4 protein-coding genes are annotated in these 7,305 nt (G+C 71.6%); all 4 read right to left on the bottom strand.

The features are described 5' to 3' along the window. On the bottom strand, nt 1-389 hold a 389-nt coding region (locus tag G3I65_RS10560; RefSeq protein WP_160695937.1), incomplete at its 3' end, for an ANTAR domain-containing protein. A gap of 4 nt (nt 390-393) precedes the next feature. After that, entirely contained in the window at nt 394-4,932 is a 4,539-nt protein-coding gene (locus G3I65_RS10555; protein WP_160695936.1) for a HAMP domain-containing protein, read from the bottom strand. 322 nt (nt 4,933-5,254) lie between these two features. Then, the gene (locus G3I65_RS10550; protein WP_160695935.1) at nt 5,255-6,226 is read right to left on the bottom strand and encodes a magnesium transporter CorA family protein; all 972 of its coding nucleotides are present in this window, start codon (nt 6,224-6,226) and stop codon (nt 5,255-5,257) included. A gap of 305 nt (nt 6,227-6,531) precedes the next feature. Continuing rightward, nucleotides 6,532-7,305 (bottom strand): tetratricopeptide repeat protein (locus G3I65_RS10545; RefSeq protein WP_160695934.1); only part of this gene is annotated, 774 nt, incomplete at its 5' end.

Below are 7,305 nucleotides of genomic sequence, written 5' to 3'. Positions count from 1 at the left end.
TCCCCCGCCGCGAGCACGCCGCTCTCCGCGGTGCGCAACCGCACCGCGACGGAGTCCTCGCCGTCGGCGCGGGCCAGGAACTCTTGCGCCACTTCGGTGATCCGGTCCTCGGCCGCTTCGCCGACGACGTCCGCGGCGAACTCCAGCGGCGTCAGCCCGGCCCGCCCGGCGAGGCTTTCCAGCTGCCGGGCGGCGTCGGCGGGCGTGCAGTGCAGGCGTTCCATCAGCACGCCCTTGGCCAGCTCGATCAGCGCGCGGCCGTCCGCGACGGCGTGCGCGTGGTCGACCTCGCCTCGCAGCCGGGCGACGGTGTCGGCGAGCCGGGCCAGGTTGGCGGACACCTCGGCCGGCGGCGACGGCACCGGGAGCGTCTCTTCTTCGGCGGTCACCCGATCACGCCGTCACGTGCCGCTTGATGCGGGCGATCAGGTCGTCCGCGTCGACCGGCTTGGTCACGTAGTCGGTCGCGCCGGAGGCGAGGCTCTTCTCGCGGTCGCCCGGCATCGCCTTGGCCGTCACCGCGACGATCGGGATGCCGGCGTGCTCGGGCATCGCGCGGATCTTCGCGGTCGCGGTGTAGCCGTCCATCTCCGGCATCATCACGTCCATCAGGATCAGGTCGATGCCGGGGTGCGCGGCGACCGTCTCGACGCCCTTGCGGCCGTCTTCCGCGTGCAGCACCTGCATCCCGTGCAGCTCCAGGATCCCGGTCAGCGCGTAGACGTTGCGCGGGTCGTCGTCGACGATCAGCACCGTGCGCCCGGCCAGCGTGGTGTCGACGTCGGCCGCGCGCACCGGCGCCGCGGGCTCGTCCGGGCGGACCAGCGGCAGCACCGCGCCGGGCTCTTCGGCCGACAGGTGCAGCGCGATCCGCTCGCGCAGCTCGTCCAGGCCGGACAGCACTTCGAGCGACTGCACGTCCGCGCGGGACTGCACCAGGTGCTCCAGCTCGGTGTCGAGGCGGCGGCTGTTGTGCGCGAGCACCGGCACCAGCCGCAGCGCGCTATCGCCCTGCATCGCGTCGAGGAACCCGAACGCCGCCCGGTCCGGCAGGTCCAGGTCGAGCACCACGCAGTGGTAGGCGTCGGTGGCGAGCGCGGCCGCCGCCTCCTGGGTGCCGACCGCCGTCACGACTTCGACGTCGGCGGGCGAGAGGCCGATGTCCCGGCTGTCGGCGAGGTCCGCGGCCGCGCTCTCGGCGACCAGCGTCAGCAGCCCGTGCTGGCGCTCCTCCACGACCAGCAGCCGCCGGTACGCGCGCGGAGCGGCGGCCGTCAGCGCGAGGCTCGGGACGACGGTGGTACCGGGCTGCTCCCCGGCGGGCAGCGTCGAGAAGTCCGGGCGCGCGACCGGCAGCGAGAAGGTGAACGTGCTGCCCTCGCCCAGGGTGCTGTCGGCGGTGATGAACCCGCCGAGCAGCTGGGCGATCTCACGGCTGATCGACAGGCCGAGCCCGGTGCCGCCGTACTTGCGGCTGGTCGTGCCGTCGGCCTGCTGGAACGCGCCGAAGATCGATTCGAGCTGGTGCTCGGCGATCCCGATGCCGGTGTCGGTGACGCGGAAGGCGACGGCGGGCCCGTGCACCCGCAGCGGGCGCGGCAGGGTTTCGGAGTCCACCGGCTCGATGTGCAGCTCGATCCCGCCGACCTCGGTGAACTTGACCGCGTTCGACAGCAGGTTGCGCAGCACCTGCCGCAGCCGCGAGTCGTCGGTGAGCAGTTCGGCGGGCGAGCCGGGGGCGATCGTGATCCGGAAGTCGAGGTTGCGCTGGGACGTCATCGGCCGGAACGTCGCCTCGACGTAGTCCAGCAGGCCGCGCAGCGACACCTGCTCCGGCGTGACGTCCATCTTCCCGGCCTCGACCTTGGACAGGTCCAGGATGTCGTTGATCAGCTGCAGCAGGTCCGACCCCGCGGAGTGGATGATCCCGGCGTACTCGACCTGCTTGGCGGTGAGGTTGCGGGTGGGGTTCTGCGCGAGCAGCTGGGCGAGGATCAGCAGGCTGTTGAGCGGGGTGCGCAGCTCGTGGCTCATGTTGGCCAGGAACTCCGACTTGTACTTCGACGCCAGCGTCAGCTGCTGGGCGCGGGCCTCCAGCTCCTGGCGGGCCTGCTCGATCTCCAGGTTCTTCGTCTCGATGTCGCGGTTCTGCGTGACCAGCAGCGCCGCCTTCTCCTCCAGCTCGGCGTTGGACGACTGGAGCTCTTCCTGCCGCGCCTGCAGTTCTTCCGAGCGGGCCTGCAGCTCCGCGGTCAGCCGCTGCGACTCGCCGAGCAGCTCGTCGGTGCGGGCGTTGGCGACGATGCTGTTGACGTTGACGCCGATCTGCTCCATCAGCAGTTCGAGGAAGCCGCGGTGCACCGTGGTGAACCCGTGCACCGACGCCAGCTCGATGACGCCGAGCACCTGGTCCTCGACCACGATCGGCAGCACGAACAGGCTGGCGGGCACGGTGCTGCCGAGGCCGGAGGAAATGGTGGCGTAGCCGGGCGGGACGTCGTCGACCGCGATCGGGCGCCGGCTGCGGGCGGCCTGCCCGACCAGCGACTGCCCGATCCGGAACCGGGCCACCGGGCCGTCGCCGTCCGGGTGGCCGTAGGCGCCGACCAGCCGCAGCTCCGGGACCTCGGCGGTGTCGTCGGCCAGGTAGAACGCGCCGTACTGGGCGTTGACCAGCGGCACCAGCTCGTCCATCACCGCGGCCGCGACCATGGCGAGGTCGCGGCGGCCCTGCATCAGCCCGGTGATCGTGGCCAGGTTCGACTTGAGCCAGTCCTGCTCCTGGTTCGCCCGCGTCGTCTCGCGCAGCGACTCCACCATCGAGTTGATGTTGTCCTTCAGCTCGGCGACCTCGCCGGAGGCGTCGACGGTGATCGAGCGGGTCAGGTCGCCCTCGGCGACCGCGCTGGTCACCTCGGCGATCGCGCGCACCTGCCGGGTGAGGTTCCCGGCCAGCTCGTTGACGTTCTCGGTGAGCCGCTTCCACGTGCCGGACACGCCTTCGACCTCGGCCTGGCCACCGAGGCGGCCCTCGCTGCCGACCTCGCGCGCCACGCGGGTGACCTCGGCGGCGAACGCCGAGAGCTGGTCGACCATCGTGTTGATCGTGGTCTTGAGCTCGAGGATCTCGCCGCGGGCGTCGACGTCGATCTTGCGGGTCAGGTCGCCCTGGGCGACGGCGGTGGTCACCTGGGCGATGTTGCGGACCTGCCCGGTGAGGTTGTTCGCCATCGAGTTGACGTTGTCGGTGAGGTCCTTCCAGGTGCCGGCGACGTTCGGCACGCGCGCCTGGCCGCCGAGCATGCCCTCGGTGCCGACCTCGCGGGCGACGCGGGTGACCTCGTCCGCGAACGCCGAGAGCGTGTCGACCATCGTGTTGATGACGTCGGCCAGCGCCGCGACCTCGCCCTTGGCCTCGACGGTGATCTTGCCGGAGAGGTCGCCGCGCGCGACGGCCGTGGCGACCTGCGCGATGGAGCGGACCTGGCCGGTCAGGTTGGACGCCATGACGTTGACGTTGTCGGTCAGGTTCTTCCACGTCCCCGACACGCCGCGGACGGTCGCCTGACCGCCGAGGTTGCCCTCGGTACCCACCTCGCGGGCCACGCGGGTGACCTCGTCCGCGAACGCCGACAGCTGGTCGACCATCGTGTTGATGGTGTCCTTGAGTTCGAGGATCTCGCCGCGGGCGTCCACGCGGATCTTCTGCGACAGGTCACCGCGCGCGACGGCGGTGGTGACCTGGGCGATCGAGCGGACCTGCGCGGTGAGGTTGTCGGCCATGACGTTGACCGACTCGGTGAGGTCCTTCCAGGTGCCGGACACGCCCTTGACGTCGGCCTGGCCGCCCAGCCGTCCTTCGGTACCGACTTCGCGGGCCACCCGGGTGACCTCGTCCGCGAACGCCGACAGCTGATCCACCATCGTGTTCAGCGTGTCCTTGAGCTCCAGGACCTCGCCGCGGGCGGTCACGTTGATCTTCTGCGACAGGTCGCCCTTGGCCACGGCGGTGGCGACCTGGGCGATGTTGCGGACCTGGTCGGTCAGGTTGCCCGCCATGAAGTTCACCGAGTCGGTGAGGTCGCGCCAGGTGCCGGAGACGCCCTTGACGTCGGCCTGCCCGCCGAGGCGGCCTTCGGTGCCCACCTCGCGAGCCACTCGGGTGACCTCGTCCGCGAAGGAGGACAGCTGGTCCACCATCGTGTTGATCGTGCTCTTGAGTTCGAGGATTTCGCCGCGGGCGTCGACGGTGATCTTCTGCGACAGGTCGCCCTTCGCCACCGCCGTGGTCACCTGGGCGACGTTGCGGACCTGGTCGGTCAGGTTCCCGGCCATGAAGTTCACCGAATCGGTGAGGTCGCGCCACACCCCGCCGACGCCGGGCACCTGCGCCTGCCCGCCGAGGCGGCCCTCGCTGCCCACCTCGCGCGCCACCCGGGTGACCTCGTCCGCGAACGACGACAGCTGGTCCACCATCGTGTTGACGGTGTCCTTCAGTTCGAGGATCTCGCCGCGCGCGTCGACGTCGATCTTCTGCGACAGGTCGCCCTTCGCCACCGCGGTCGCCACCTGCGCGATGTCACGCACCTGGGTGGTGAGATTTCCCGCCATGGCGTTCACCGAGTCGGTGAGGTCCTTCCAGGTGCCGGACACGCCGGGGACCTTCGCCTGCCCGCCGAGCTGGCCCTCGCTGCCGACCTCGCGGGCGACGCGGGTGACCTCGGAGGTGAACAGCGACAGCTGGTCGGCCATGCCGTTGAAGACGGTGGCGATCTCGCCGAGGAGGCCGTCGGCCCCGCCGGGCAGCCGGATGCCGAAGTCGCCGTCGCGCACGGCGGTCAGGCCGGCCAGCAACCGGCGCAGCTCCTGCTCCCCCGCCTCGCCCACGCCCGCGACCGCGCCTTTGGCACCCGGGCGCGTCCCCTCGACCATTGCCCCGCTCATCCGCCACCCGTTTCTCCGGCCGTCGACGCCCCGGCGCCGTCCCGGTGAGCACACCGGATGGTCCAGCATAGTGCAGCCGCACTACCCTGGGCGGCAACGGTTGAGCAACCAGCCGCGCCCGTGTCCGCGCGGCTCCCCCAGGCGGTGCTCGAGAGCCTTTCCTTTCCCCGCAGGCCATTCGGCCGCATTGACCCGTTCGGCTGAACGCACTCTCACGCAGCGGTAGCCCCGTGCCCGGCGGCGGTGCCGCCCGTCGGCGTGCCCGAATTCTGGTCCACAGTGGATGGTCCACTGTGGACGCGTGCGGCGGTCACAGCCAATCCTTCTTCTTGAACAGCGTGTACAGCCCGACCGACAGCACCAGCATCACCGCGGTGGAAACCCAGAACCCCACCGTCGTGCCGTTGCCCGGGTATGGCACGTTCTGGCCGTAGAACCCGGTCACCGCGGTCGGCACCGCGATGACCGCCGCCCAGCCGGTGACCTTCTTCATGATCAGGTTCAGCCGGTCGCTCTGCAGGTTCAGCTGCGTTTCCCGGACCGTCGTGAGGCGTTCGCGCAGCGCCTCGATGTGCTCGGCCGCCTGCCGCGCGTGGTCGTGGACGTCCTCGAAGTACGGGCGGGTGGTCTCGTCGGCCAGCCGCAGGTCCGGCCGCATCAGCGAGCCGACGACGTCCGGCACCGGCCCGGCGACCCGGCGCAGCGCGGTCAGGTTCTTGCGCAGCCGGAACGAGCGCCGCTGGAGTTCGGCGGTGTCCGGGCGGTCGTCGAACACCAGGTCCTCCAGCTCCTCGACCTCGTCGTCGAGCGACTGGACGGCTTCGAAGTGGCCGTCGACGACGTGGTCGAGCAGGCCGTGCAGCAGGAACGGCACCCCGGACGCGGCCAGGTCCGTCGCCTGGTCCCACCGGCGGGTGACGGCTTCGATGTCGAAGCCGTCGTCCTTGCGCACGGTCACCAGGGCGCGGGGCGTGATGAACACGGCCAGCTCGTACGTCGCCGGGCGCTCGCTCCCGGAATCCAGCCGGACGGCGTAGGCGGTCAGGAAGGCGTGGCCGTCGTAGCGGTCGAGCTTGGGCCGCTGGTGCTCCTGCACGGCGTCCTCGACGGCGAGCCGGTGCAGGCCCAGCTCGCCGGCCAGCTCGGCCAGGTCCGCTTCGGACGGTTCACAGAGGTCGACCCACACGGCGGTGCCCGGTTCGGCCAGGAAGTCGGAGACGGCCGGAACCGGGAAGTCTTCCTTGTGCAGCACGCCGTCGCGGTAGGCCCGGGTTCTCGTCATACCCCCGGGTGCCCGGCCGGCAAGGCCTTCACACCCCCGCGACTGTGGAGGTCGTTCGTAGCGGTTGTCGCTGTCGCGCCGCCGACCGCACCGCGAAGATCGGCCGGTGACGACCGTTTGGAGGACGCTGCCGGCCGTGCTGCTCGCCGCGGCTGCCCTCACCGGCGTTCCCGCGGAGGCGGCCGAAGCACCGGTGCGGCTCGTCGCGCTCGACCGCGACACCGTCGAGATCACCTGCGCCACCGAAGCGAACCGGGTGGTCTGCCACCCGCTCCACCGGTCCCGGTCCTACGTCGCCGCCTTCGTCACAACGCTTCCAGCTCCGCCCGGACCGCCGCCGCCTGCTCCGCTCCCCCGTACTCCCGCAGCATGGCGGCCGCTTCCGTGAGCACCTCGCGCGCGCGGACGGCGTCGTCCAGCCCGGCGTGGGCGCGCCCCAGCTCGGCCAGCGTCATGGCTTCGTACAGCCGGACACCGGCCGCGCGCCAGAGGTCCGCGCTCCGGCGCAGCGCGTCGACGGCGGCGGCGTACCGGCCTTCGGTGCGGTGGACCACGCCGATCCGCATCCACCCGTACGCCGTCCCGCGCGGGTCGTCCGCGCTCTCGCCGACCTTGACCGCTTCGGTCGCGTGCGCCAGCTCGCGCGCACGGTCGCCCCGGCGGCCGTAGAGCACGCCGAGGTTCACCAGGTTCAGCGTCTCGACGTGGCGCAGGCCGAGTGACCGGTTGAGCGCCAGGCCGCGCTCCCCGAACTCGATGGCCGCGTCGACGTCGTCGCCGAGGCCGAACACGAAGCAGAGGTTGTTGAGAATGCCCGCGAGCTGGCGGGGATCGCCGATCTCCTCCCAGTCCGCGAGGCTCCGGCGCAGGTGGGCGTGGGAGCGCCGGTAGTCGGCCGCGTCGCCGCCGCGGGCCAGTTCGGCTTCGGCGACGCCGAGGTCGTTGCGCAGCGTCGCCGCCGCCACCGCGTCGATGCCGTCGACCAGCGCGAGCGCCACCTCGTCGACCTGGATGGCGTCGCGCCACCGCGCTCGCGCCCGGTGGTACTCGAACAGGCCGAGCCCGACGGCGGCGATCGC

Origin of the sequence: Amycolatopsis sp. SID8362 (assembly GCF_010550475.1) — a bacterium.
GTDB classification, from domain to species: Bacteria; Actinomycetota; Actinomycetes; order Mycobacteriales; family Pseudonocardiaceae; genus Amycolatopsis; species Amycolatopsis eburnea.
The sequence above is the reverse complement of the archived record's forward strand: the minus strand, read 5'-3'. Positions and strand labels throughout refer to the sequence as shown.